Below are 26,505 nucleotides of genomic sequence, written 5' to 3' on the forward strand. Positions count from 1 at the left end.
AATATGAATGTTCTTGTTATAGGTGGCGGTGGCAGAGAGCATGCCATAGTTAAAAAGATCAGCGAAAGCAAAAGGGTAGATAAGATTTATTGTGCTCCTGGGAATGGTGGTATTTCGGATATAGCGGAATGCATCGATATAAATGTATCTGATGTGGAGAAGCTTAAGAAATTCGCTATTGACAATAATGTTGACTTGACTATTGTAGGGCCTGAAGTCCCACTGATGAAAGGCATAGTGGATGAATTCGAAAACAGCGGACTTAGAATTTTCGGACCAAGAAGGGACGCTGCTGCTATCGAAGGCAGCAAATACTTTACAAAACTACTGCTTCATAAGTACAACATTCCTACAGCCAGATTTAAGGCTTTTGACAGATACGATGCGGCATTAAACTTTTTGAAGGATGTATGGTATCCTGTGGTCATAAAGGCGGACGGATTGGCGCAAGGTAAAGGGGTGTTTTTAGTATACAGCTATAAAGGTGCAAAAGAAGCTTTAGACATACTTATGAAGGAAAAACGGTTTGGAACATCTGGTGACACTGTGATAATAGAAGAGATGCTTTTCGGCAGAGAAGTCTCTGTGTTGGCATTTACTGATGGAAAGACGATAGTCCCGATGGTATCTGCTATGGATTACAAGAGAATTTACGATGGGGATAAAGGACCAAACACAGGAGGCATGGGCAATATAGCTCCAAATCCTTATTTCGATGATAAATTGCTTAGTGTTGTGGTGGATACAATATTAAAACCAGTCATAACTTCGCTGAAAAAAGAAGGAATAGTCTATAAAGGAGTTCTTTATGCTGGGTTAATACTCACAGAAGATGGACCGAAGGTTTTAGAATTCAATGCAAGATTTGGAGATCCTGAAACACAAGTTGTCCTTCCGCTTTTGAAAACAGATCTTGTTGATATAGTAGAGGCTATAATTGATGAAAAGCTTAGTGATGTAAAAATAGAATGGGAGGATAAAAAGGCTGTTTGCGTAGTAGCAGCGTCAGAAGGTTACCCTGGTGAGTTTAATACAGGATATGATATAACAGGTGTCGAAAATACAGATGGCGTTTTTGTCTACCATGCAGGAACTACAATAAAAGATGGTAAGTACAAAACATCTGGTGGGAGAGTATTGGAAGTCACCGCGCTGGGAAATACTTACCAAGAGGCCAGAAAAAAGGCTTATGATGAGCTTAAGAAGATACACTTTGAAGGAATGTACTATAGAAACGATATAGGTACCGTTTGAAAGTAAACCCGTATGGTTTTGCCATGCGGGTTTTTTGCATATTTGTTATCAATCCACACTTTTTGTGATATTATATAATAGAATATCAACAAAATAGGATGTGGTGAAATGGATAGAAGACCGATAGGAGTGTTTGACTCAGGTGTAGGCGGACTTACGGTATTGAAGAAGTTGAAGGAACTATTGCCAAATGAAGATTACATATATTTTGGTGATACGAAAAGAGTGCCGTACGGCGATAAGTCTAAAGGTGAAATAGAAATGTATGCAAGGCAAATAATCAATTTTATGAATGAGAAAAATACGAAGATAATAGTGATTGCTTGCAATACTACGTGTGCTTCAATTGATAAAGATGAATATAAGGAAATTCTTTTTAGTGTGCTGGAAGCTGGAGCTGAAAGCGCTGCAGACATTACAAAGAACAATAAAGTTGGTGTTATCGCCACGACGAGGACGGTAGAAAGCGGCAGCTATGAAAAAAGCATAAGGCTTAAAAATGGCGATGTAGATGTTTTTCAAAAAGCTTGTCCGGGATTTGTTCCGTTGGTAGAAAAAGGGCTATCAGAAAGTGACGAGTCATTTAAATTGGCAAAAGAGTATTTAAAAGCTTTAAACGATGAAGGAATCGATACACTTGTTTTAGGGTGCACACATTATCCGATACTTTTAAATGCCATCAAAAATGCCGCAAGAGAAGATGTGCTTATAGTTGATCCGGCTGTTAGATTGTCGCATGATGTGATGAATTATTTGAAAGAAAATGATATGCTTAATTTGACTGGTGGTGTAACTCATTATTTTGTAAGCGGCGATGCGAAAAAATTTGTAGATGTTGCGAAACTAATACTAAATGAAGACATTGAGAACATAAGCTACGTTGACATAGAGAAATATTAAAATGATAAAGAGGGGAGAAAAATGAATGAGATTTTAAAAGAAGCCATAAAGATTCAAGAGGAAATCGTAGATATAAGGAGAAAAATACATAGAGAGCCAGAGCTGGGTTTTGAAGAGACAAAGACTTCTGAGCTTATAAAGAAGTATCTTGGCAGTTTAGGTATAGAAACAAAGACAATTGCAAAGACCGGCGTTGTAGGGACAATTTATGGCAATGGGCAGAAAACCATAGCGATTAGAGCTGATATAGATGCACTTCCAATTCAGGAAGAAAATGACTTGCCTTACGCTTCGGCTGTACCTGGCAAAATGCACGCCTGTGGACACGATGTGCATACGGCAATTGCTCTTGGAGCAGCTAAGCTTATATCTAAAATGAAAGATAAGCTTGACGGCAATGTGAAATTTATCTTTCAACCTGCTGAGGAAACTACAGGAGGAGCTAAGCCTATGCTTGATGCAGGTGTTTTTGATGATCCAAAAGTAGATGCCATCATAGGCTTACATGTAGATCCAGATCTCAATGTTGGACAAATTGGCTACACATATGGAAAAGCTTACGCATCATCGGATATGTTTGACATAAATGTAATAGGTAAAAGCAGCCATGGAGCTGAGCCACACAAATCTGTAGATCCTATAGCAATATCTGCAAATATAATCAACATGATTCAAACAGTCGTAAGCAGAGAATCAAACCCATTGGAGCCTCTTGTCATAACTATTGGCAGCATTGAAGGCGGCTATGCCAGAAATGTAATTGCCAGCAAAGTGCGCATGTCTGGCATAATAAGGATGTTAAATGAAGAAAATCGCGATAAGATAACAAAAAGGGTGGAAAGCATAGCTAAAAATACCGCGGAAGCGATGGGAGGCAAAGCCGAATTTAATCGAGTGGAAGGATACCCTTGCCTTATAAACGATAGCAATATGATAGACATAATGAAAAGAAGTGCTGCATCAATCGTAGGTGATAGCAATGTAATAAGTGTATTGCCGACGCTTGGTGTGGAAGACTTTGCATACTACTTGAAGGAAGTTCCTGGATGCTTTTATAAATTAGGGTGTGGAAATAAGGAGAAGGGGATAGATAAGCCTATCCACAACAACATGTTTGATGTTGACGAAAACTGCATTCCTTATGGCATAGCTATACATGTATTGACTGCCATAAATTATTTGCAAAATGACTCAAAAGACGCAGTTAAGCAAAAGAGGATGCTTAAAAATATGCTTAATTATAGCGATTCTCTATGAAATTAGCATTTTATTAAAATTTTTTTGTAATATATAAAAATAAATTGGAAAACAAAGATGCTCTTGATACATATTTATGCATGATTTTTTGCCATATATAGCCATACTGATGTATAATCTTGAGAATAGGTTTATATATTTACAAAAATACAGGAAATCTTGCAAAAATAATTTATATGAAGTAAATCTTGACAAAATTAGATTATTGATGCATAATATGTATTGAAGGGTGGGTGATGAAAATGTTATTTATAATAACATTGATGGCATTTATAATGATATTTGTACCCGCAGCGATAGAGAAAGATAACACTGAGTACGAAGAATTTTTAAGAAGCGAGTTTGGCTACAAAGATACGGCTGATGCGACAATTAGAAATGAAGATTTCAGTGAATTAGCTTATAGTTACAAGTTAAGATAGATGAAAAACTCCTCCCATTTAAACATGACCTCCGGCTATGCCGGATATTTTTATTTTCTGCATTAAATCCATCGGCTTAATGTTGGTAAATGTAAAGAAAAATGATAAAATATAATGTATCAACAATTTATGAGGTGATGTTATGGAGATAAAAGTTGAAAGCTTTAAATTAGATCATAGAACGGTAAAAGCACCGTACGTGAGAAAATCAGGTACTCTGATTGGACCTAACGGTGATGTCGTAACCAAATACGACGTAAGGTTGACACAGCCCAATGTAGATTCAATACCTACAGGGGGGATTCACACATTAGAGCATTTATTTGCTACTTACTTTAGAGATTATTTCGATGACATAATAGATATTTCTCCTATGGGGTGCAGGACTGGATTTTACCTTACAAAGTTTGGAGACACATCAATTGATGAAATAAAAGATGCATTGAAAAAAGTCTTAGAAAGAGTTTTAACGACAAAAGAAGAAGATGTACCTGCTACAAATGAGATTCAGTGTGGTAACTATAGAGATCATTCTCTTTTTACAGCGAAGGAGTACGCAAAGGCTGTTTTGGAAAAACTTTAGAAGGTAATATATATTAGGTGCCGCGAATAAACTATTGTGAGGTGTCATGTATGCGCAATAGATCTTTTGTTCGCGGTGCTTTTATTTTGACTATAGCAAATGTTGTAGACAGGGCTATTGGATTTGTCTTCAGAATCATCCTTTCTAATCTGTTGGGCTCTGAGGGAACGGGGATATATCAAATAGCACTGCCAATCTACTTTGTATCAATAACATTTATAACATCAGGCATTACGGCTGTTACATCTCGGTTTGTATCTGAGGAAAGAGCCAAAAATAACAAAAGAAATATTTTCAGCATAATGAAAGTTTCCTTTTTTATCGTAATTATAATGGGCATAGCAATTTCATCTATAATATTCTTTAATGCCAAGTACATATCAAATAACTTGCTCCACGAACCACGAGCGTATCTATCAATATTGATTTTTTCACCTGTACTAATTGTAGTTTCATCATCTTCTATATTCAAAGGCTTTTTCCAAGGATTAATTAACATGGTTCCTGCATCGGTATCTGAGATAGTGGAACAGATAGTGAGAGTTTTTTTGACGCTGTATCTATTCAGCGTATTTACAGGAATGAAGTTGGAATATGCTGCAGCAATAGCCGTATTTGGAATAGCCATAGGAGAAGTCACAAGTTTTATCATGTACATATTTTACTATAGGCGTGAATTGAAATACATAAATGAGGAAATGCCAAATGAAGGGGAGATTTGGAATAAGGTAGATATTGCAAATACAATAATAAAGACGTCTTTTCCTATTACTATTTCAAGGATGATTGTAAATATCTTGGATTTGTTTGAATCTCTCATCATACCTTCAAAGCTTGTCAAATCAGGACTTTCACACAAAGACGCTATATCTGAGTTTGGAAAGTTATCTGGAATGGCTTATCCACTTGCATATATGCCTGCAGTTATAACAATGAGTTTGTCAGTGACAGTGCTTCCCGCTGTGTCAGAAGCGGCATCTTTAAAAAGATGGGATGTAGTAAGGCAGAGGATAAATCAAGCCATAGGATATACTACTATGATAGGCATACCAGCAACCGTATTGTTTTTGATGTTGCCTGATGAAATAGCTTCATTGCTTTACCCTAAAAGTCCTGGAGTAGGTTTGTTAGTTAAGGTAATAGCTGCAGGAAGCATTTTTGCATACCTGGAGTCTATAGTCACAAGCATATTGAATGGGCTTGGGATGCAAAACTTGGTTTTGAGAAATTCTGTCATCTGGACTACAATTTCTGTGATTGCCATGTATCTATTAGTTCCTATACCAAGTTTAAGGCTTTTCGGGTATATTTACGGCTTCATATTCGCTGATGCTTTTGTCTTCTTCTTAAATTTTAAAGCATTGGTTAAGATTACTAACTTAGAAATTGATTTTAACAATTGGTTCTTAAAACCGCTTATAGCTGCGCTTATAATGGGGATTTACGACACGATTATTTATTTTAATCTGGTTACAGCAGTAGCAAACGAATGGATTACAATGTCTATTACAGTATTATCAGGATTTTTAGTTTACATTGCATCATGTCAACTTATAAAGCTTCCATATTTAGAAGATTTAAATAGACTTATATTTTCAAGGAATAAATAATAAAAACCCGCTTTAAACGGGTTTTTTTAATGTTAAAAGGCAGGAACTATAGCGCCTTTGTATTTGTCTTCTATAAATTTCTTGACTTCATCAGAATTTAAGGCTTTTGCTAATTTTTGTATTGCTGGGTCATTTTGATTGTCTTGCCTTACAACTAACACATTAGCATAAGGAGAATTTTTGTCCTCCATAAAAATTGCATCCTTTAAAGGATTTAAGTTTGCCTCTAATGCAAAATTAGTGTTTATAATGGCCAAATCTACATCTTGAAGTGTCCTTGGAAGCTGAGGTGCTTCAAGCTCTACAATCTTTAAATGCTTTGGATTATCCACTATGTCTCTCGGGGTTTGTGTAAGACCATTTGGATCTTTTAACTTAATTAACCCTTCTTTTTGCAGTAAAAGCAGCGCTCTTCCTTCATTTGTAGCATCGTTTGGAACAGCCACTGTTGCACCGTCTTTTAGTTCATCTTTTGACTTAATCTTTTTTGAATATGCCCCCATCGGTTCTACATGCACTTTGACTAATGGCACCAATTTTACATTGTTTTTCTTCTCAAAGTCCTCAAGGTATGGAACGTGTTGGAAGAAATTTGCGTCGATTTGCTTGTCGACAAGTGCAGTATTTGGCGTCACATAGTCGGTAAATTCTTTTATTTCAAGGTCTACGCCTTCTTTTGCAAGAATAGGCTTTACTACATTAAGTATTTCTGCATGGGGGTTTGGTGTTGCACCAACGACTATCTTCGTCATTTTAGTAGAGCTATCTGTGTTTGAGTTTGCATTAGATGTAGTAGATACGTTATTTGATTTTGTGCATCCTGATAAGATAAATGCAAATGTCAATATGAGAGTGAGAAATAAAAATGATTTTTTCATCACATACCATCCTTTCATCTTTTATCAACTTTTTTTGCAAGATAATTTCCAATTCTTTGTACAATTTCTACAAAGATTATTAAGACTATGATTGTAGCTATAAGCACATCTGTCTGAAACCTTTGGTAGCCATATCTTATAGCCAGATCTCCTAAACCACCTCCTCCAATAGCACCTGCCATAGCAGAATACCCTAAAATATTTATAACCGTAAGAGTTATTCCCAATATAAGTGATGGTAATGATTCTGGAATCATGACTTTAAATATTATCTGTGGTATTGATGCACCGACAGATATAGATGCTTCAATGACACCCCAGTCTACTTCTTTAAGAGATGATTCTATGACTCTTGCAACAAATGGAGCTGCAGCAACTGACAATGGTACAATAGCAGCAGTAGGCCCTATAGTTGTGCCAACAATAAGCCTTGCCAATGGGAAGATTGCGATTATGAGGATTATGAACGGCACTGACCTCATGACATTAATTACAGTACCTAATATCTGATTTAACTTTAGGTTTTCCTTTATATGGCCTTTATCTGTTATGACGAGTATTATGCCGAGAGGCAGTCCTATGATTACTGAGAAAAGTGTTGAGAAAAATACCATGTACAAAGATTCCCAAAGAGGCTCCTCCATAAGTTGCCACAAGTTTAACAGATACTGCAATGTATTAGATGACACCATTTTTAAGCACCTCTATTCTAAGACCATTATTTTCTAAAAATTTTATCGCATCTTTTATGGAATTTTGTTCACCGCTTATTTTTATTAGGAGATTTCCTACTTGTGAGTTTTGCACTCTTTCGATATTTCCTGAAATGATATTCACTTCAACATCGAAATTTTTTATCATGTGAGATATGACAGGCTGGTTGCTGCTGCTGCCAAAAAACGATAATCTTAAGACTTCCTCGTTTGGGTTATCGTCATCAAGCAATATGTCTGGTGGAAGTTCAGCTATCATATCTTTTAAAAATCTTTTAGATGTTTCTGTTGAAGGGTTTGAAAAGATGTCTATTACATTTCCTTCCTCGATTATTCTGCCGTCTTCCAAAACTGCCACTTTGTCGCACAGATTTCTTATGACAGACATTTCGTGCGTTATTACCACGATTGTAATTCCATATTGCTTGTTTATGTCCTTTAAAAGATTTAAGATGGATTCTGTCGTTGTAGGGTCTAAAGCGGATGTGGCTTCATCAGATAGAATTATGTCTGGATTGTTTGCTAAAGCTCTTGCGATTCCTACCCGTTGTTTTTGCCCGCCAGATAGCTGTGCAGGGTATGCGTACTTTTTATCTTTTAAATCTACTACATCCAGCAATTCATCAACGCGCTTTTTTATGGCAGAATCGCTGACTTTCGAGATCTTAAGAGGAAATGCTATGTTCTCATACACTGTAGAGTTCATCAAAAGATTGAAATGCTGAAATATCATGCCAATCTTTTTTCTCATATTTCTCAGTTCTTTTGGCTTTAACTTTGTCATTTCTACGCCGTTTATCAGTATGCTGCCAGATGTAGGTTTTTCCAACATGTTGATGCACCTTATCAATGATGATTTCCCGGCACCGCTTAGACCCATTATGCCATAAATTTCACCATCGCTTATAGTTAAGTTGATGTCCTTTAAAGCTACTACATCTTTTCCGTTTGTGTTGTAAACTTTGCTTAAGTTTTTTATTTCGATCAAATCATTTCACCTTCTTTTCGCAAATTTAATTTAAAAAAGCAATAAAAAAAACCTCCAATGAAAGAGGTTTTGTCCTCTCTCATCTCTCAGCAATCGCTGCAGGAATTGGCACCATTGCACATACGTGCCGGTTGCCGGGTTTCATCGGGCCAGTCCCTCCACCTCTCTAGATAAGAGAATAATTTCGTTTTTAGTTGTTAAAATGATTATATAGGATGGATGTTGAAAAGTCAAGCAAAATTTTCATGCGACAATATTAAATTTTTGTCATAATAAATCTGACAGCGTGTTCACAAGTTTGTGTTGATTTAATTAATAAATTGATTATAATTAAGATGAAAGATAAGTTAACTTATTAATAATTTGTCATAGATGAAAGGACAAATATCTATGAAAGAGTTAAGTAGGCGCCAATTAGAAATCTTCAAAAAGGTTCTTTCAAAAGAAGTTTCCAGTTTGGACGATATCGTCATTTTGTACAAGTTAAGCAAAAGGACTGTTTACAGGGAAATAAATACAATAAATGAATATATAAAAGAATACAATTTGAGGCTTAAAAATGACGGTGGAGCATTAGTCTTAGAAGGAACTGATAATGATATCGAAAAATTCAAATTCGATGTAATAGGTTATAGGCCAAGCATTGACGCTGATAAAAGGCGAAAGCTGATACTGTCTGAGCTTTTGCAGATGAAAGAACCTGTAAAACTTGAGTACTTCGCTAAAGAATACAATGTGACTACCGCAACAATAAGCTATGACATTAAAGAGATCGATAAATGGCTAAACAAGCAAAATGTTACAATTGTAACTAAGCCTGGTGTTGGCATATACGTAAAAGGCGATGAAAACAATATAAGAAGGGCTATTATAAATTTTTTGTATGACAATGTAGAGACAAAAGACCTAATTGAGTTTTTAAATAAGGGGTACAATAATATAAACAAACTTAGTGAAGACATAAATGACAGGCTGCTTAGGCTTATAGACTATGATACGGTTTTAAAGATAGAGAAGGCTATACAAAAATTGGAGAAATCCCTTAATTACGAATTAGCAGAAAGCTCGTACATGGGGCTTACAGTGCATCTGGCATTGGCGCTAAAAAGAATAAAAGAAGGCGAAAAGATAAAAATAGGTAATGAAAGCCTTTATGAGCTTAAAAAGTCGGATGAGTTCGAATTTGCAGAAATGCTTGCCAGGTTTTTGGAAGAAGAATTCGACATTTCTATTCCGGAAGATGAAATCGGTTATATAACGATTCATCTACAAGGAGCAAGGTACAGGGCAAATACCGAAGACGTAAATGACGAGCTGCTAAATGAAATACTGCAGGAAATGATCAGCGTTGCAGAAGATGAATTTGGCACTGACTTCAAAGATGATATGATGCTTTTAAGCGGTTTAAAGACGCACCTAAGGCCTACTATCTTTAGACTTCGCATGGGTCTTGCGATTAGAAACCCGCTTATAAATGACATTAAAGAACGGTACAGCAGTTTATTTGAAAAATGTATATCTATTGCAAATGTGATTAAAGACAAGCTTAATGTTGATGTGCCTGATGATGAGATAGGATATATTGCGATGCATTTTGGCGCATCCATAGCAAGAAAAAGCGATATGACGAAAAGGCACAATATTTTAGTCGTGTGTGCCAGCGGCATAGGGACATCGAGGATGCTTCTATCTAAGCTCCAGATGTTTCCACAATTAAACATTGTAGATACGGTTTCCAGTTTGAGGGTTAAAGACTTTAAAGATAGAGATGATATTGATTTGATAGTGTCTACAATTCCGCTGGACATAAAGGGCAAAGAGACTGTAATAGTCAATCCGTTGCTTTTAGATGAAGACGTAAAAAAGCTGAAAGACGCTTTAAATACAGATTTTATAATGGACTTTTCAGAGAAAAAAGTCAAAGTCATAGGCGACAGATACAAAGAATTAGAACACATTGCGTGGTATGGCAAAAGGATAATTGAGCTGTGCGATTCCCTTAAGCTTAAAGATGTGTATGGCAAAAACTCAAAAGCTATCATAGATTCTCTCTTAGAAGATTTTGCTGGTAATGATGGAATTAATAATGAGAAGATAAAGCAGATAGAAGATAAGCTTTTGGGAAGAGAAAGCCTTGGAAAGATAATACTTCCAGGGAAAGGATTTGTAATCTACCACTGTACAGCATCTGATTTGGTGGAGCCAATCCTCGTCTTTGGAAAACTGAGAAGCGATGTTAAGATGAAAAATTTGATTAACGAATATGAAATTATAAAGACGGCTTTCCTAATGGTTGCACCAGATGGCGACAAGATGTGGATAGAGATACTTGGCGATTTAAGTGTTTCGTTCATTGAAAGTAAAGACTTGGTAAAAAATCTCAATGAGGTTGACAAAATTGATGAGGCGAAGGAAATTGTCAAGAAGGCCTTGATGGATAAGTATTACGATGAAATAAAAAGAAATCTTGTAGGTGATTAAAATGTTTAGTATTTCGGTAAAACAGCGAAAAATTTTCTATATGATGCTGTCTTTGGTGTGGATTGCAACTGCTGTGTATTCTATGATAAATGATACATTTGCACATGGCTTAGAGATTCTTTTGTTTGGTGCATTTTTCATTGCGGGAATTGCGCTTATACAAGCGTACATGATAAGAATGCTTAAATTGTATGACAAAAATTTAAAAAATGAAATAAAAAAGAAAAATAAAAAAAGGAGGTAATTTACTATGGCTATACATGGTGTTATATTATGCAGTTGGGGCGCTACATCAAGTGCATTAGCAAAAAAAGTGACTGATGAAGCAAAAAAGCAAGGTTTAGATGTGACAGTAGATGCAGGAGGCACAGGTGAATTTAAGAAAAAAGCTGAAGAATACGATGTTGCTCTTTTAGAGCCGCAGGTAAGGCATTTAAAGAAGGAAGTTGAGACGATAGCTGAAAAGTTTGGCATTCCTGTCGACATCGTTGATATGCAGGCTTTTGCACTTATGGATGCAAAAAAGATATTGAATCAGATTATCGAGCTTGCTAAGAAAAATGGAAAAGATGCATAGGAGGTAATGTAAATGAACGAAAGACTTACTAACAATTGGTTTATGAAATGGATGGAGTCATCTTTGATGCCTGTACTGGCAAGGATTGCTCAAAATGTCATACTTCAATCTATAAGAGATGCTTTTTCAAGTTTCGCATTGCCAGTTATATTGACAGGTTCACTGTTTTTGATAATAGCTAATCCACCACTTGCAGAAGGTGCAAATTGGGGCCCTATTGTGGCATGGGCAAATGCTATTAAGCCTATTGCTGGTCAGTTGATGATTCCTTTCAATTTATCATTTGGCATCATGGCTTTGATGGTTGCATTTGGTACAGCTTACAGTTTGGCTACTCGCTGGGATCTTGATGAAGCAATGACAGGTATTATTTCCATGTTAGCATTTTTAGTTACAACATTCCCAGCATCAGATGTTACAAAAGTAAGCTTCGGTGATGTTTTAAATTACCTTGGTGGACAAGGTTTGTTTGTAGCTATAATAATAGGCGTATTGACAGCAGTTGTGGTTAGATTCTTCAATAAGCAAGGTCTTGTAATTAAGATGCCTGAAGCCGTTCCACCTTATGTTGTAAGAAGCTTTATGGCACTTGTACCGATGTTTGTCATGGTAGTATCGGCCTGGATAGTAGAGTGGATTGTATGGGCTAACTTCAAAGTCACATTGCCACAGTTGGTAATTGAGTTATTTAAGCCGCTTGTTGCAGCATCAAATAGCTATTGGGCAGCTTTAGCTGAGATAATCCTTATGATGCTTTTGTGGTCACTTGGAATCCATGGCATGAATGTCGTATCGTCTATAGCATATCCTTTCTGGATGAGTCAGCTTGCTGCAAATGTAAAGGCATTAAATGCACATCAACCTATGACAGGTATTGTTACAGAGCCATTCTTCCACATGTTCACACACCTTGGTGGTTCTGGTACAACATGGCCTCTTGTCATAATGTTCTTGTTCTCAGCATCAAAACAGCTTAAGACGATAGGTACAGCAGAGCTTATCCCTGCTATATTTAATATAAATGAACCGCTCATCTTCAGTGCTCCAATAGTTTTGAACCCTATATTGATGATACCATTTATAATTGCACCTGCAGCGGTTGTCACGATAAACTATATCGCATTCCATTTCCACTTAGTAACAGGACCATTGTATCAGCTTCCATTTACAGTTCCTGTATTTATAGGAGGTTTCATATCAAGTGGTCTTGACTGGAGAGGACCAATTTTGCAGCTTGTAAACCTGATTGTAGCAGGTATTATATACTATCCATTCTTCAAAATGTATGAAGCACAGCTTTTGAAGAATGAAAGAGAGCTTGAGGAAAAATAATTAAAATATATTAAGGAGGAACCCTTTGATGGAATTAGAGCAAATCATTTACAATCTAGTCTTACATGGCGGAAACGCCAGAGGCGAGGCTTATGAAGCATTAGATGCAGCAGAAAAAGGGGATTTTGAATCTGCCGAGAAGCATCTGGAAAAGGCTGATGAGGAATTTTACGCAGGTCATGATTATCAAAACGCATTGGTACAAGGTGAACAAAGCGAAACACCTAACTTCCTTGTTATACACGCTCAAGACCAGCTTATGACGGCTCTTGCAGAAAAGAACCTCATAAGAAGGCTTATAGATCTTTACAAGAGGTTAGATGCTCTTGAAAAGAAAGTAAAATAAATACTGAATTAAAAGGTGAGTCATCCTCACCTTTTAATTTTGCCATTTTAGATTGCTTTTTATCTTTTTTGCTTTAAAGTATTGAATAATTTGTGTAAATTTTGTACAATGGAGATGGACATTTTATAAAAAATTTTAAGAGAGAGGGATTGTCGATGTACGATTCTAAAATAAAAGACGAGAACGTGGACAAGCTTTTTGAAGCGATTTTAATGCTTAAAGACATGGAAGAATGTTATCGTTTTTTTGAAGATATAGCTACTATAAACGAGGTTAAGTCGCTAGCTCAAAGACTTCAAGTGGCTAAAATGTTAAGAGATAGGAAGACGTATATTGAAATAGCTGAAAAGACAGGTGCCAGCACAGCTACCATAAGTAGAGTTAACAGGGCGCTTAATTATGGAGCGAATGGATACAATTTGATTTTAGATAGATTAAAGGAAAAATCTCGGTAGACCCGAGATTTTATTTTATTATAGGCATAACAATAAAATGGTTGATTAATTAAAAAGTTACATATACAATATAATCGTAAGTCTAGGTACAAATATTTTATTTGGAGTGAATTAGATGAATATACTTGAAGGACTAAATGATAGACAAAAGGAGGCAGTTGTCACTACAGAAGGACCTGTTTTGATTTTGGCTGGTGCAGGTAGCGGAAAGACGAGAGTTTTAACACATAGAATTGCATATCTTGTAAGGGAAAAAAATGTGTCACCAGCAAACATCATCGCTATTACTTTTACAAACAAGGCAGCAAAAGAAATGAAGGACAGAGTTGAGTCACTATTAGGATATGTAGGAGATCTTTGGGTTTCTACATTCCATTCGGCATGTGTTCGCATATTGAGAAGAGATATTGAAAAAATCGGGTATGATAGAAATTTTGTAATATACGATACGCAAGATCAAAAAACGCTGATTTCTGACTGCATAAAAGAATTGAATTTAAATGACAAGCAGTACACAATAAAAGGAATGTTAGGTGCCATATCAAAGGCGAAAGACAGGATGATATCGCCAGACGACTTTTTGCTGGAATTTGGCAATGACTACAGAAATAAAAAAATCGCTGACGTTTATAAGCTGTACCAGAAGAAGCTTAAAAAAGACAATGCACTGGATTTCGATGATATAATAATAAAAACCATAGAGCTTTTTCAAAAAAACGAGGACATATTGAGGTATTATCAAGATAAATTCAGGTATATAATGATAGATGAGTATCAAGATACAAACAGGCCACAGTATGAATTTGTAAATCTATTGGCTAAAAAGTACAGAAATCTTTGTGTCGTAGGCGATGATGATCAAAGCATATATGGATGGAGAGGGGCCGACATAAAGAATATTTTAGACTTTGAGAAAGATTATCCAGAGGCTAAGGTTATAAAGCTTGAACAAAATTACCGTTCAACGCAGGTTATACTTGATGCGGCTAATAGCGTAATTGATAACAATGTCAAAAGAAAAAGAAAAAGACTGTGGACAGATAATAAAAACGGTGAAAAGATTGTCGTATGGGAATCGCAAAATGAGAGAGATGAGGCTAATTTCATCATAGAGACGATAAAAAACTTGGTTTCTGAGGGGAGAAAATATTCGGATTTTGCTGTCTTATATAGGACAAATGCCCAGTCTCGTATATTTGAAGAAGCTTTTATGGCGAATGACATACCGTATAAATTGGTTGGAGCATTGAGGTTTTACGATCGAAAAGAGATAAAAGACATTATTGCGTATTTAAGGATTCTTGTAAATCCATACGATGACGTATCATTAAAAAGGATAATAAATGTACCTAAAAGAGGCATTGGTGAGTCAACTATAGCTTCTTTAGAAAAATATGCTGTAGAACATGATACAAGTATGTATTTTGCGATTCCTCATGTTGAAGTTAGTGGAAGAACGAGAAAGGCACTTGATAGCTTTAAAGAGTTTATTGACGATCTGATAAGCCAGCTTGACTTTATGACTGTCACTGAAGTTATCGATTATGTACTGGATAAAACTGGATATATAGAGGAACTTAAGGCCGACGGCACTGAAGAATCTGAAGGAAGAATAGAAAATATAAATGAGTTTATCGGTGCAGCACGTGAATTTATGGAAAGTTCCCAGGAGAAATCTTTAGAAGCATTTTTGTCAGGCATAACATTGGTATCTGATATTGATACGGCAGGTGAAATAGGAGAGAGCGTAGTTTTAATGACACTACATTCAGCTAAAGGGCTTGAATTTCCCGTCGTATTTATAGCAGGTATGGAAGAAGGGATATTCCCTAATTCTATGTCATTTGTGTACGAGCATGAACTGGAAGAAGAGAGAAGGTTGTGCTATGTAGGCATAACTCGGGCAAAAGAAAGGCTTTTTATGACTTATGCACGAAATAGAAATCTGTACGGCAAGCCACAGTACAATACGGCTTCAAGGTTTATCAATGAAATTCCTCGAGACTTGGTCATCGAATACGACAAAGGCACTGTTAAAAGAAATGACTATGTCTCAGTTTCATCGTATATAAATACTTTTGCCAGGAAGGCGAATAATAAAGAAAACTACAATCCAGGAGATAAGGTTGAGCACAAATTATGGGGCATTGGAACTGTAGTAAGCGTTGATGGAAGCGGCGATGATAAGGAGATTACAGTCGCATTTCCTAATGTTGGCATAAAGAGGTTGTCTTTGAAGTACGCTCCAATCAGGGCTATATTATAAGGTGGTGTATTTATGGCGATAGAAGACAGGATAAAAGAATTGAGAGATAAGCTTAATCATCACAGCTACATGTACTATGTACTGGACAAGCCTGAAATATCTGACTATGAGTATGATATGATGATGAGAGAGCTCATTGAGTTAGAAGAAAAGTACCCTCAGTTTAAGACGCCTGATTCACCGACTCAAAGGGTTGGCGGTGAACCTTTGAAAGAGTTTGAACCATTTACACATGTAGTGCCGATGCAAAGTTTGGCAAATGCTTTTTCTGAAGGCGAGCTTAGAGATTTTGACAGGAGAGTAAGAGCATCTGTCGGTGATGTAGAATACGTAGTAGAGTTTAAAATTGACGGTTTATCTGTGGAGCTTATATATGAAAATGGCTTTTTTACCGTCGGCTCCACGAGAGGTGACGGAATTATAGGTGAAAATGTGACAAACAATCTAAAAACCATTAAATCAATTCCTTTAAGACTTAAAGATGATTTAAATCTCATCGTAAGAGGTGAGGTTTTTATGCCTAAGGCTTCATTTGAAAAGTTAAACGAAGAAAGAGAATTAAACGGAGAAAGCCTTTTTGCAAATCCGAGAAATGCTGCTGCTGGATCACTTAGGCAATTAAATCCTAAAATCACGGCTAAAAGAGATCTGGATATTTTCGTATTTAATTTACAGAGAATAGATGGAATAGAATTAAAAACACATGCTGAAGCATTAGAATTTTTAAAATATCAAGGATTTAAAGTAAGTCCGCATATTAAAGTATGTGGAAATATAGACGAAGTCATTGAAGACATAAATTATATAAGAGACATAAGGGATAGTTTGTCTTATGAAACAGATGGAGCAGTTGTCAAGGTAAATGATTTAGAAAAAAGGGAAATTTTGGGGTCTACTGCAAAGGATCCTCGTTGGGCAATTGCATTCAAATATCCAACAGAAAGGCAAAAAACGAAAGTCAAAGATATAGTAGTTCAGGTTGGAAGGACTGGTGCACTGACACCAACTGCCATATTAGAGCCTGTGAAAATTGCAGGTTCCATCGTATCAAGAGCGACGCTTCACAATGAAGATTACATAAAAGAGAAGGATATAAGAATTGGTGATACGGTGATAATCCAAAAAGCTGGCGAAATCATACCTGAAGTTGTAAGTGTTGTAGCAGAAGAAAGAGATGGCAGCGAGAAGTTTTTTATCATGCCAGAAGTGTGTCCCGAATGCGGTGCTGCAACGGTGAGGCTTCCCGGTGAATCTGTGACTAAGTGCACAGGTCTAAATTGTCCTGCTAAGTTAAAAAGAGGCATAATACACTTTGCATCTAAAGATGCTATGGACATAGATGGATTAGGACCAGCGGTAATAGGACAGCTTCTTGACAACCATCTTATACACAACATATCAGATCTGTATTATTTGAAGTACGATGATTTGGTAAAACTTGATAGGATGGGAGATAAATCAGCAAAGAATCTCATCAATGCTATAGAAGAAAGCAAAGGCAGAGATTTAGACAGATTGATTTTTGGGCTTGGCATTGATCTCATTGGAAGCAAAGCTGCCGGCATTTTAGCCAGTCATTTCAAGACGATGGAATCTCTTGAGAAAGCTACTTTTGAGGAGCTTACTGAAATAGAGGAAATTGGCCCTAAGATGGCAGACAGTGTGGTGGCCTTTTTTAAGGAAAAACAAAATCTGGATATAATAGATAGATTAAAAGCTGCTGGTGTAAATATGCGCAAGAAGGATGCAATAAATGTTAATGACAATTTTAAAGGACTTACTTTTGTCTTAACAGGAACACTTGAAAAGTATACCAGAGATGAGGCTAAGAGGCTTATAGAAGAAAGAGGAGGAAAAGTGACAGGTTCTGTTAGCAAAAAAACAGATTATGTCGTCGTAGGTGCAGATCCAGGTTCAAAGCTTTCAAAAGCACAAGAGCTTGGAGTAAAGATTTTAAATGAAGAACAGTTTGAAAACATGCTGAAACAATGATAAAATTAACTAAACGATGCTTTTTATTAGTATTTAAGAGTTGAAAGGGTGTGTATGCATGTCAATTACAAAAGACCAAGTTATCCACGTATCAAAATTAGCAAGGCTTAAATTTTCTGATGACGAGTTAGAGAAATTTTCTCATCAGCTTGATAGCATTATAAAATATGTGGACAAGTTAAATGAGCTAAATACAGATGGCGTAGAGCCCACAGCGCATATTGTCCCAATAAGCAATGTTTTTCGTGAAGATGAAGTTGTGCCATCAATGGACAGAGAAAAAATCCTTATGAATGCTAAAGAAAAAGAAGATGGATGCTTTAAAGTACCAAAGATAATCGAGTGAGGTGGTATTGATGGAATTGCATGAACTAACAATACATGAGCTTAATGAACTTTTAAGGAAAAAAGAAGTAAGCGCTGTAGATGTGACTAAAGCGTATTTAAAAAGAATAAATGAAGTTGAACCAAAAGTAGACGCGTTGATATGCGAAACAGAGGATTTTGCGCTTAAAAAAGCCGAAGAAGCTGACAAAATGATTAAAGATGGAAACATAAATGACTTGACAGGTATACCTGTTGTCATAAAGGACAATATGTGTACAGAGAACATAAGAACTACGTGTGCATCGAAAATGCTTGAAGATTTTGTCCCGCCATATAATGCGACGGTAGTCGAAAATCTTAACAATCTTGGCGCTGTAATGGTAGGAAAGGCAAATTTGGATGAATTTGCGATGGGTTCCTCAACCGAAAATTCTGCTTTCAAGACGACTAAAAACCCATGGGATTTGGAAAGAGTGCCTGGAGGTTCATCTGGTGGTTCTGCTGCATCAGTTGCTGCTGATGAGTGTGCATTTTCACTTGGATCTGATACAGGCGGTTCTATAAGGCAGCCTGCGTCATTATGCGGCGTCGTTGGCATGAAACCTACATATGGTCTTGTTTCCAGATATGGACTTGTGGCTTTCGCGTCATCTTTAGATCAAATAGGCCCTATCACAAAGGATGTGACAGACTGTGCTATTGTGTTAAATGCCATTGCAGGTCATGATCCAAAAGATTCTACTTCTGTAGACAATGTAAGAAAAAGCGATTATAAAGATTTCCTAAAAGACGATATAAAGGGAATGAAGATAGGATATGCAAAAGAATTCTTTAGGCAAGGTCTTGATGAAGGAGTAAGAAAATCCATCGAAGATGCGTTAAAGATATTTGAGGAGTTAGGAGCCGAAATAAGGGAAATAAGCCTTAAATACATGGATTATGCTCTGGCTGCGTATTACATAGTAGCATCTGCAGAGGCAAGTTCAAATTTGGCAAGGTATGATGGCATACGGTATGGCCACGCAGCAGAAAAATACGAAGACCTTATCGATATGTACATGGTATCCAGAAGCGAAGGCTTTGGAAAAGAAGTAAAGAGAAGGATAATGTTAGGTACATACGCATTAAGTTCGGGGTATTATGATGCGTACTACAACAAAGCGCTGAAAGTAAGGACACTTATTAAACAGGATTATGAGAGGGCTTTTCAAGATGTGGATGTAATAATAGGGCCAACGTCGCCTACGACGGCTTTTAAAATCGGTGAAAGAGTGGAAGATCCATTGGCAATGTACCTGGCAGATGTATATACGGTTCCAGTTAATATAGCGGGGCTTCCGGGATTGTCGTTGCCTTGTGGACTTTCAGATGGACTTCCTGTAGGCCTTCAGATCGTCGGTAAGCATTTTGATGAAGGAACGATATTAAATGCAGCATATGCTTTCGAAAAAGCTTTAAGCTTTAATGCAAAACCAAGTATAAAAGGTGGTGCTAAATGATGAATTACGAAGCGGTTATAGGACTTGAAGTACATGCAGAGCTTCTTACGAAGACGAAGATATTTTGCAACTGTACTACTGAATTTGGGGGTGAACCTAATACACATGTATGTCCAGTATGCTTAGGGTTACCAGGTACGCTGCCTGTTTTGAATAAAAAAGTTGTAGAGTATGCTGTGAAGGCTGGACTTGCGCTAAATTGTGAAATATCTAAATTTAGCAAAATGGATAGAAAAAATTATTTTTACCCAGATTTGCCTAAGGCATACCAGATATCTCAGTACGACCTTCCGCTTTGCAAGAATGGATACGTAGAAATTGAGACATCTGATGGTGTAAAAAAGAAAATAGGGCTTACGAGGATACACATAGAAGAAGATGCTGGAAAGTTAATGCATGAAAACGTAGATGGATCATTAGTAGATTACAACAGGACAGGTGTGCCGCTTATTGAGATAGTATCTGAACCAGATATGAGGACACCTGAGGAAGCTTACCTGTACTTGACAAAACTAAAAAGCGTCCTTGAGTACTCAGAAGTATCTGACTGTAAAATGCAGGAGGGATCTTTAAGAGTTGATACAAACGTATCAGTAAGGCCTGTCGGCAGCAAAGAATTTGGGACAAAAATAGAGCTTAAAAACTTAAATTCATTTAAAGCTGTTCAGAAGGCATTGGAATACGAGATAAAAAGACAGATAAGACTTATAGAAGACGGAGAGATGATAGTGCAGGAAACTCGCCGGTGGAACGAGCAAAAAGGCATTACTGAGTCAATGCGCTCTAAAGAGGAAGCACATGATTATAGGTATTTCCCAGATCCAGACCTTGTGCCAATAATAGTGTCTGATGAATGGAAAGAGGAAATAAGAAAATCACTTCCTGAAATGCCTGAGCATAAAAAGGAAAGATTTATCACACAATACGGGATTCCGGAATATGATGCATCTGTAATTACTTCATCAAAACCATTGGCAGATTTTTTTGAGAAGTGCGTTTTGGAGTATTCCTCAGCCAAAACAGTAAGTAATTGGATAATGGGCGAAATGATGAGGCTTTTAAAGGAGACGGGAAAAGAAGTTGAAGAAGTTTTGATTAAACCACATCAGATGGCCTCGCTTTTAAATCTTATAGATAATGGTACTATTACGGGCTCTATTGCTAAAACCGTTTTTGAGGAAATGTTTGCAACAGGTAAAAATCCCGAAGAAATCGTAGAGGAGAAGGGATTAAAACAGCTTAGCAATGAAGATGAGATTAGGGAGATTGCATTAAAAGTCATTGAGGACAATCCAAAATCTGTTGAAGATTATAAAAATGGCAAGGATAAGGCAATAGGTTTCTTAGTAGGACAAATAATGAAGGCGACAAAAGGAAAGGCAAATCCGCAATTGGCAAATAAAATTTTATTAGAAGAGCTCTCAAAATAAATATTATTATTTTTAAAATTTAAGCATACACTATTAATAACAGTGTATGCTTTTTAAATTTAATATTATTTCAGAATATACTAAAAAATACAAGATAGTAGTATTATATAAACAATTTTCACTGAATTTTTAATATATACTTGTTTAGCAAAACATCTAATGATATAATAAATAAAAATCATCATAAATTGTTTCAAAATTATGAACAGTAAATTTATCTTAATGCCGCATGCATAGTATATTGTGAGTAAAATATTTTTATTTGCGATATGTCCTGATTTTCAATTAAGTTGTGCCTATATTAAAATATTAAAATTTTGATGTAGTCAAGAAGTACTTTAAAATAAATCTTACATAGCTGGGGGTGAGAGATGAGGACTTATTTTTGGGGGGAGTAAAATCAAAAATATTATATTTTGATGGGAGGAAATTTTTGATGAAGAGAAAAAATTGGTTAGCATTATTGTTGACGTTGGTATTAGCACTTTCTGCACTATTGGCAGGGTGTTCAGCAAATAGTAACAGCAGTTCACAAAGCAAAAACAATAGTAGCTCAGGTACTCAAACTGCAAAGGCAGATGAACAGGTTTTGACTTTAAATTTAAGGGCTGATCCGCCGAACTTAAATCCATTCACAACGACAGATGTTGCGTCATTTGATGTATTGAATGATGTTCTTGAAGGATTGACAAGGTATGACAAGAATGGCCAGCTTAAACCAGGCTCTGGGCTTGCAAAAAGTTGGGACATATCAAGCGATGGTCTCACTTATACATTCCACTTGAAAGATGGGATAAAGTGGAGCGATGGAAACCCGATAACAGCTTATGACTTTGAATACTCATGGAAGAAAGTATTAGATCCTAAGACAGCATCACAATACGCATATCAATTTTATTACATTCAAGGTGCTGAGGAGTACAATTCAGGCAAAGGCAGTGCTGACCAAGTAGGAATAAAGGCTCTTGACGACAAGACGTTGCAAGTCAAGTTAAAAGCACCTGCGCCACAATTCTTAGGTCTTACTGCATTTGGAACGTATTTGCCACAGGAGAAGTCTTTCGTAGAAAAAGTAGGAGTTGATAAATTAGGTTCAAGTCCAGATACATTAGTTTACAGTGGTCCATTTGTATTAAAGCAGTGGAATCACGATCAAAATCTCGTTTTAGAGAAAAACCCTGATTACTGGGATAAAGACAGTGTGAAGTTACAGAAAGTCACATTATTGATAATAAAAGATGCAAATACACAGGCTCAGAACTACGACAATGGTACGCTTGATCAGATGAGGGTTCCAAGCGATCTGATGGATAAGTATAAGAATACAAAAGAATTTTCAATAAAGCCTGTAGCTACCAACTGGTATATACAGTTTAACGATAAGAAAGGCGTATTTAAAAACGTAAATATTAGAAAAGCATTTACATTAGCTATAGACAGAAAGGCATTTACAGAGCAGGTTTTGAAGGATGGCTCTATACCAGCAGAATCAATAGTGCCGCCAGGAGTTCCTGGATATAACGGCGAGGATTTTTCAAAGCAAGACGGTTCACCATTCTTTAAAGATAATGATGTGCAGGCTGCAAAAGATTATCTGAAGAAAGGGCTTGAAGAATTAGGCTTAAAAGAATTGCCTACAATTACATTTACAGCAGATGATACAAGTGCGGCTAAAAAGGATGCTGAAGCATTGCAGCAAATGTGGAACCAGAATCTTGGCGTAAATGTGCAGATAAAGAATGAGGCATTTAAGATAAGAATAGACGACATGAATAAAGGAAATTACGATATGGTATTAGCTGGATGGGGTGCAGACTACAATGACCCAATGACATTCCTTGATATGTGGGAGACAAACAATGGCAACAATACTGCTTTTTACAGCAATCCAGAATACGACAAGTTAATTGATGATGCAAAGTCAACGCCAGATTTGAAGAAGAGAAACGACGATATGATACAGGCAGAGAAAATTGCCATGAACGATATGGCTATAGGTCCGCTTTACTTCCAAGCTTACGCATTAGCTACAAAGAGCTATGTTAAGGATTTGGTTGTTCCAACATTCGGAACAGAGTGGGAACTTAAGTGGACATATATAGAAGGAAAAAATCAATAATAATTCATCAATGAGGATGAACCGGGGTCGCTCCCCGGTTTTTGCATGTTTGCAAATTTTCGTGCAATTCAACAAGGATTTTAATTGACTCTAAAAAATTGCCGAAATACTTTAAAATATTGAGATTGATTGTCAATGGTGCTATACTTAAAAAGTGTTTAGTTTATAAATAACAATATTTTTATGAAATTTTTGTGGCAGAATTTTTCGCAGTTTAAAATAAGTAAAATATAGTGTCTCTCTGCAAGTGTAAAGGGTAAAAATTTGTTATTGATTAATAAATCTAAATGTAATAAAATTTATGTATATAAAAAATTCAATTATCATATAAATCAAAAAATATGAATAATGGGGGGTGTGCTTTTTAAGTATAGCTGGGGGGCGAATACTGTTATTTTCATTTTTTATTTTTATTAACTTTAGGAGGAGAAATGATGAAAGGACAGAAGAAGATAGTCATAATGGGTTTTGTTTTATTGATGGCGCTGAGTGTAGTTGTTACAGGTTGTGGGGGGAGTGCTACAAACAGTGCATCAAATGGCGGTAATGATAAGCAAGTGTTAAACCTAAATCTGGTACAAGAGCCACCTACGCTTGATCCGCAAAAAGCGACTGATGTGGTTTCTATTGATATATTGACAGAAGTATTAGATGGATTGACAAGATATGACAAAAATGGCAAGATAGAACCTGGTTCAGGTCTTGCGAAAAGTTGGGATATTTCAAAAGATGGACTTACCTATACATTTCATTTAAGGGATGCTAAGTGGAGCGATGGCAATCCCATAACAGCACAGGATTTTGAATACGCTTGGAAAAGAGCCCTTGATCCTAAAACAGCATCGCAGTACGCGTACCAGCTATTTTATATAAAAGGTGCAGAAGAGTACAATGCTGGCAAGGGTACTGCTGATCAAGTTGCTGTTAAAGCATTGGATGATAAAACGCTGCAGGTTACACTAAAAGCACCTACTCCACAATTTTTAGGACTCACTTCATTCGTAACATATCTACCACTTGAAAAATCAGTTTATGAAAAATATGGTGATAAGATTGGTACAGATCCTGATAAATTAGTGTACAGTGGTCCATTTGTCATTAGCCAATGGAACCATGAGCAAAGCATAACCTTAAAAAAGAACAAGGATTACTGGGATAGCAGCAGCGTTAAATTGCAGACAGTTAACTTTACTATGATAAAAGACAATAACACACTTGTTCAAAACTATGATAGCGGTACGCTTGATTCTATATTTGTGCCTGGTGATTACATCGATAAGTACAAAAGCTCAAGTGAGTACAGCGATAAAGCCCTTGCCACTAACTGGTATATACAATTTAACACGAAAAATCCAGTGTTTAAAAATGCAGATATAAGAAAGGCGTTTACACTGGCTATTGACAGAAAATCTTTTGTTGAACAGGTGACAAAAGATGGTTCTATTCCTGCCGAAGCTGTTGTGCCGCCAGGCATACCAGGTTATAATGGTGATTTTAGAAAAGAAGCAGGAGAAGCTTATTTTAAGGACAACGATGTGTTACAAGCAAAAGAGCTGCTTAAGAAAGGGATGTCAGAGCTTGGCATAAGTAAGCTTCCTACAATAACACTGCTGGGGGATGATACAGACAATGCAAAGAAGTATGATCAAGCACTTCAGCAGATGTGGAGCCAAAACTTGGGCGTAAATGTTCAAATTCAGAACGTAGCATTTAAAGTGAGAATTGACATGATGGACAAAGGAAACTATGACATGGTATTTGCTGGCTGGGGTGCTGACTACAATGATCCACTTACATTCCTTGATATGTGGGAAACAAACAATGGAAATAATACAGCATTTTATAGCAATCCCCAATATGATAAACTTATAGATGAAGCAAAAGTAAATGGAGATTTGAAGGCGAGAAACGATGAGCTTATACAAGCAGAGAAGATTTTAATGGATGATATGCCAATAGGACCTGTATATTTCCAAGCAAGGCCATTCGTAGTAAAGCCTTATGTGAAAGATTTGTATTTCCATACATTCGGTTCTGATTGGGAATTTAAATGGGCTTATATTCAAAACAATTAAAATTTAAGATTTATGGTATATATGTATCATCATATATACCATAAACGAATATTTATAGGAGGTGTTTTGGTTGCTAAATTATTCGATTAAAAGGTTTGTGTACATGCTTATTACAATATGGGTAATCATAACATTGACATTTTTCTTGATGCACATGATACCTGGCGATCCTTTTACGAGTGAAAAAAAGGTTCCGCCACAAATAAGGCAAAATATGTTGGCAAAATATCATCTTGATAAGCCCCTCATTGTCCAGTATGGGTATTATTTAGATAATCTAATGCATGGCGATTTAGGAATTTCCCTCAAATACTTAAACAGAACAGTTGATGATATAATTAAGCAATCTGCTCCAGCTTCATTCCAGCTTGGTGTGCAATCAATTTTCCTCGGTGTTGTCTTCGGATTATTCTTTGGAATTGTTGCAGCATTAAAGCGTGGAGGTGGATGGGATTATTTTTCGATGTTTTTAGCCATTATAGGTATTTCTGTTCCAAACTTTATAATAGCGACCCTATTGCAGCTTCTTTTGGCATCAAAGCTAAAGCTGCTTCCTGTGTCAGGATGGGGTTCATTTAAATACACTATATTGCCATCCATTGCTTTGTCATTCGCTACACTGTCTATAATTTCTCGTATGATGAGAACAAGCATGTTAGACGTCATTGGGCAGGATTATATAAAGACGGCAAAAGCGAAAGGACTTTCACAGTTGCAGATAATATGGAAGCATATGGTTAGAAATGCCATTATGCCTGTTGTAACAGTATTAGGTCCATTATTTGCTGGAATAGTCACCGGCACGTTTGTCATCGAACAGATTTTTAGCATACCGGGTCTTGGAAAGTTTTTTGTGCAAAGCATATACGATGAAGATTATTCCATGATATTGGGTACAACCATATTTTATAGCATCATATTGGTGGTTATGATGTTTATAGTAGATATTGCTTATGGACTTATAGATCCAAGAGTAAGACTGGCAAAGGGAGGAAAGTAAA

At 36.4% G+C, this 26,505-nt stretch carries 23 protein-coding genes and 1 riboswitch; of the genes, 20 read left to right on the forward strand and 3 right to left on the reverse strand.

The window, feature by feature from the left end; translation table 11 throughout:
* The first annotated feature begins 3 nt into the window (after nt 1–3).
* From purD to spoVB, 6 genes are all read left to right on the forward strand, one after another.
* Nucleotides 4–1,254 carry a phosphoribosylamine--glycine ligase gene (gene purD, locus THEXY_RS03685; protein ID WP_013787510.1) on the forward strand — a complete coding sequence of 417 codons (1,251 nt, stop codon included), beginning with the start codon at nt 4–6 and terminating at the stop codon, nt 1,252–1,254.
* A 108-nt stretch (nt 1,255–1,362) separates the two neighbouring features.
* Nucleotides 1,363–2,154 carry a glutamate racemase gene (gene murI / locus THEXY_RS03690; RefSeq protein ID WP_013787511.1) on the forward strand — a complete coding sequence of 264 codons (792 nt, stop codon included), beginning with the start codon at nt 1,363–1,365 and terminating at the stop codon, nt 2,152–2,154.
* 21 nt (nt 2,155–2,175) lie between these two features.
* Nucleotides 2,176–3,411 carry a M20 metallopeptidase family protein gene (locus THEXY_RS03695; RefSeq protein WP_013787512.1) on the forward strand — a complete coding sequence of 412 codons (1,236 nt, stop codon included), beginning with the start codon at nt 2,176–2,178 and terminating at the stop codon, nt 3,409–3,411.
* Between the two features lie 236 nt (nt 3,412–3,647).
* Nucleotides 3,648–3,833, forward strand: coding sequence for a hypothetical protein (locus THEXY_RS03700; protein WP_230197635.1), 186 nt, complete (start codon nt 3,648–3,650; stop codon nt 3,831–3,833).
* A gap of 142 nt (nt 3,834–3,975) precedes the next feature.
* The gene (locus THEXY_RS03705; RefSeq protein ID WP_013787514.1) at nt 3,976–4,416 is read left to right on the forward strand and encodes an S-ribosylhomocysteine lyase; all 441 of its coding nucleotides are present in this window, start codon (nt 3,976–3,978) and stop codon (nt 4,414–4,416) included.
* A gap of 50 nt (nt 4,417–4,466) precedes the next feature.
* Nucleotides 4,467–6,026 (forward strand): stage V sporulation protein B, encoded by a 1,560-nt coding sequence (spoVB, locus tag THEXY_RS03710; RefSeq protein ID WP_013787515.1) that lies wholly within the window; start codon nt 4,467–4,469, stop codon nt 6,024–6,026.
* A 32-nt stretch (nt 6,027–6,058) separates the two neighbouring features.
* Here the strand turns inward: spoVB and THEXY_RS03715 are convergent, their stop codons facing one another.
* Genes THEXY_RS03715 through THEXY_RS03725 form a run of 3 tightly spaced genes read right to left on the reverse strand, consistent with a single transcriptional unit; the run spans nt 6,059 to nt 8,605 of the window.
* Nucleotides 6,059–6,904, reverse strand: coding sequence for a MetQ/NlpA family ABC transporter substrate-binding protein (locus THEXY_RS03715; RefSeq protein ID WP_013787516.1), 846 nt, complete (start codon nt 6,902–6,904; stop codon nt 6,059–6,061).
* 14 nt (nt 6,905–6,918) lie between these two features.
* A complete protein-coding gene (locus tag THEXY_RS03720) occupies nt 6,919–7,596 on the reverse strand; it encodes a methionine ABC transporter permease (RefSeq protein WP_013787517.1) in 678 nt (225 codons plus the stop codon).
* Entirely contained in the window at nt 7,583–8,605 is a 1,023-nt protein-coding gene (locus tag THEXY_RS03725; RefSeq protein WP_013787518.1) for a methionine ABC transporter ATP-binding protein, read from the reverse strand. The genes THEXY_RS03720 and THEXY_RS03725 overlap by 14 nt, the downstream gene beginning before the upstream one ends.
* 76 nt (nt 8,606–8,681) lie before the next feature.
* A riboswitch (SAM riboswitch) is annotated at nt 8,682–8,782 on the reverse strand.
* Nucleotides 8,783–8,995: 213 nt separating this feature from the next.
* Between THEXY_RS03725 and THEXY_RS03730 the strand changes: the two genes are divergently transcribed.
* From THEXY_RS03730 to THEXY_RS03795, 14 genes are all read left to right on the forward strand, one after another.
* Complete coding sequence (locus THEXY_RS03730; protein ID WP_013787519.1) at nt 8,996–11,086, forward strand: BglG family transcription antiterminator; 2,091 nt, start codon at nt 8,996–8,998, stop codon at nt 11,084–11,086.
* A 1-nt stretch (nt 11,087) separates the two neighbouring features.
* On the forward strand, nt 11,088–11,330 hold the full coding sequence (locus THEXY_RS03735; protein ID WP_013787520.1) for a hypothetical protein: 243 nt from the start codon (nt 11,088–11,090) through the stop codon (nt 11,328–11,330).
* 6 nt (nt 11,331–11,336) lie between these two features.
* Nucleotides 11,337–11,663, forward strand: coding sequence for a PTS sugar transporter subunit IIB (locus THEXY_RS03740; protein ID WP_013787521.1), 327 nt, complete (start codon nt 11,337–11,339; stop codon nt 11,661–11,663).
* A 12-nt stretch (nt 11,664–11,675) separates the two neighbouring features.
* Nucleotides 11,676–12,995 carry a PTS sugar transporter subunit IIC gene (locus THEXY_RS03745; RefSeq protein ID WP_013787522.1) on the forward strand — a complete coding sequence of 440 codons (1,320 nt, stop codon included), beginning with the start codon at nt 11,676–11,678 and terminating at the stop codon, nt 12,993–12,995.
* A 28-nt stretch (nt 12,996–13,023) separates the two neighbouring features.
* Nucleotides 13,024–13,341, forward strand: a complete 318-nt coding sequence (locus tag THEXY_RS03750; protein ID WP_013787523.1) for a PTS sugar transporter subunit IIA — start codon at nt 13,024–13,026, stop codon at nt 13,339–13,341.
* A 155-nt stretch (nt 13,342–13,496) separates the two neighbouring features.
* On the forward strand, nt 13,497–13,796 hold the full coding sequence (locus THEXY_RS03755; protein ID WP_013787524.1) for a YerC/YecD family TrpR-related protein: 300 nt from the start codon (nt 13,497–13,499) through the stop codon (nt 13,794–13,796).
* Nucleotides 13,797–13,911: 115 nt separating this feature from the next.
* Entirely contained in the window at nt 13,912–16,062 is a 2,151-nt protein-coding gene (gene pcrA / locus THEXY_RS03760) for a DNA helicase PcrA (RefSeq protein WP_013787525.1), read from the forward strand.
* 12 nt (nt 16,063–16,074) lie between these two features.
* The gene (gene ligA, locus THEXY_RS03765) at nt 16,075–18,054 is read left to right on the forward strand and encodes an NAD-dependent DNA ligase LigA (protein WP_013787526.1); all 1,980 of its coding nucleotides are present in this window, start codon (nt 16,075–16,077) and stop codon (nt 18,052–18,054) included.
* A 58-nt stretch (nt 18,055–18,112) separates the two neighbouring features.
* A complete protein-coding gene (gene gatC, locus THEXY_RS03770) occupies nt 18,113–18,400 on the forward strand; it encodes an Asp-tRNA(Asn)/Glu-tRNA(Gln) amidotransferase subunit GatC (RefSeq protein WP_013787527.1) in 288 nt (95 codons plus the stop codon).
* Between the two features lie 10 nt (nt 18,401–18,410).
* The gene (gene gatA / locus THEXY_RS03775; RefSeq protein WP_013787528.1) at nt 18,411–19,880 is read left to right on the forward strand and encodes an Asp-tRNA(Asn)/Glu-tRNA(Gln) amidotransferase subunit GatA; all 1,470 of its coding nucleotides are present in this window, start codon (nt 18,411–18,413) and stop codon (nt 19,878–19,880) included.
* Nucleotides 19,880–21,310: an Asp-tRNA(Asn)/Glu-tRNA(Gln) amidotransferase subunit GatB gene (gatB, locus tag THEXY_RS03780; protein WP_013787529.1), complete on the forward strand. Its 1,431-nt coding sequence runs from the start codon at nt 19,880–19,882 to the stop codon at nt 21,308–21,310. Before gatA ends, gatB begins: the two co-directional genes overlap by 1 nt.
* Before the next feature lie 436 nt (nt 21,311–21,746).
* On the forward strand, nt 21,747–23,429 hold the full coding sequence (locus tag THEXY_RS03785) for a peptide ABC transporter substrate-binding protein (protein ID WP_013787530.1): 1,683 nt from the start codon (nt 21,747–21,749) through the stop codon (nt 23,427–23,429).
* Between the two features lie 434 nt (nt 23,430–23,863).
* The gene (locus tag THEXY_RS03790; protein WP_013787531.1) at nt 23,864–25,504 is read left to right on the forward strand and encodes a peptide ABC transporter substrate-binding protein; all 1,641 of its coding nucleotides are present in this window, start codon (nt 23,864–23,866) and stop codon (nt 25,502–25,504) included.
* A gap of 70 nt (nt 25,505–25,574) precedes the next feature.
* On the forward strand, nt 25,575–26,504 hold the full coding sequence (locus THEXY_RS03795) for an ABC transporter permease (RefSeq protein WP_013787532.1): 930 nt from the start codon (nt 25,575–25,577) through the stop codon (nt 26,502–26,504).
* The last annotated feature ends 1 nt before the right edge of the window (nt 26,505 follow it).

The sequence above is a fragment of the Thermoanaerobacterium xylanolyticum LX-11 genome, assembly GCF_000189775.2.
Classification (GTDB): Bacteria; Bacillota; Thermoanaerobacteria; order Thermoanaerobacterales; family Thermoanaerobacteraceae; genus Thermoanaerobacterium; species Thermoanaerobacterium thermosulfurigenes.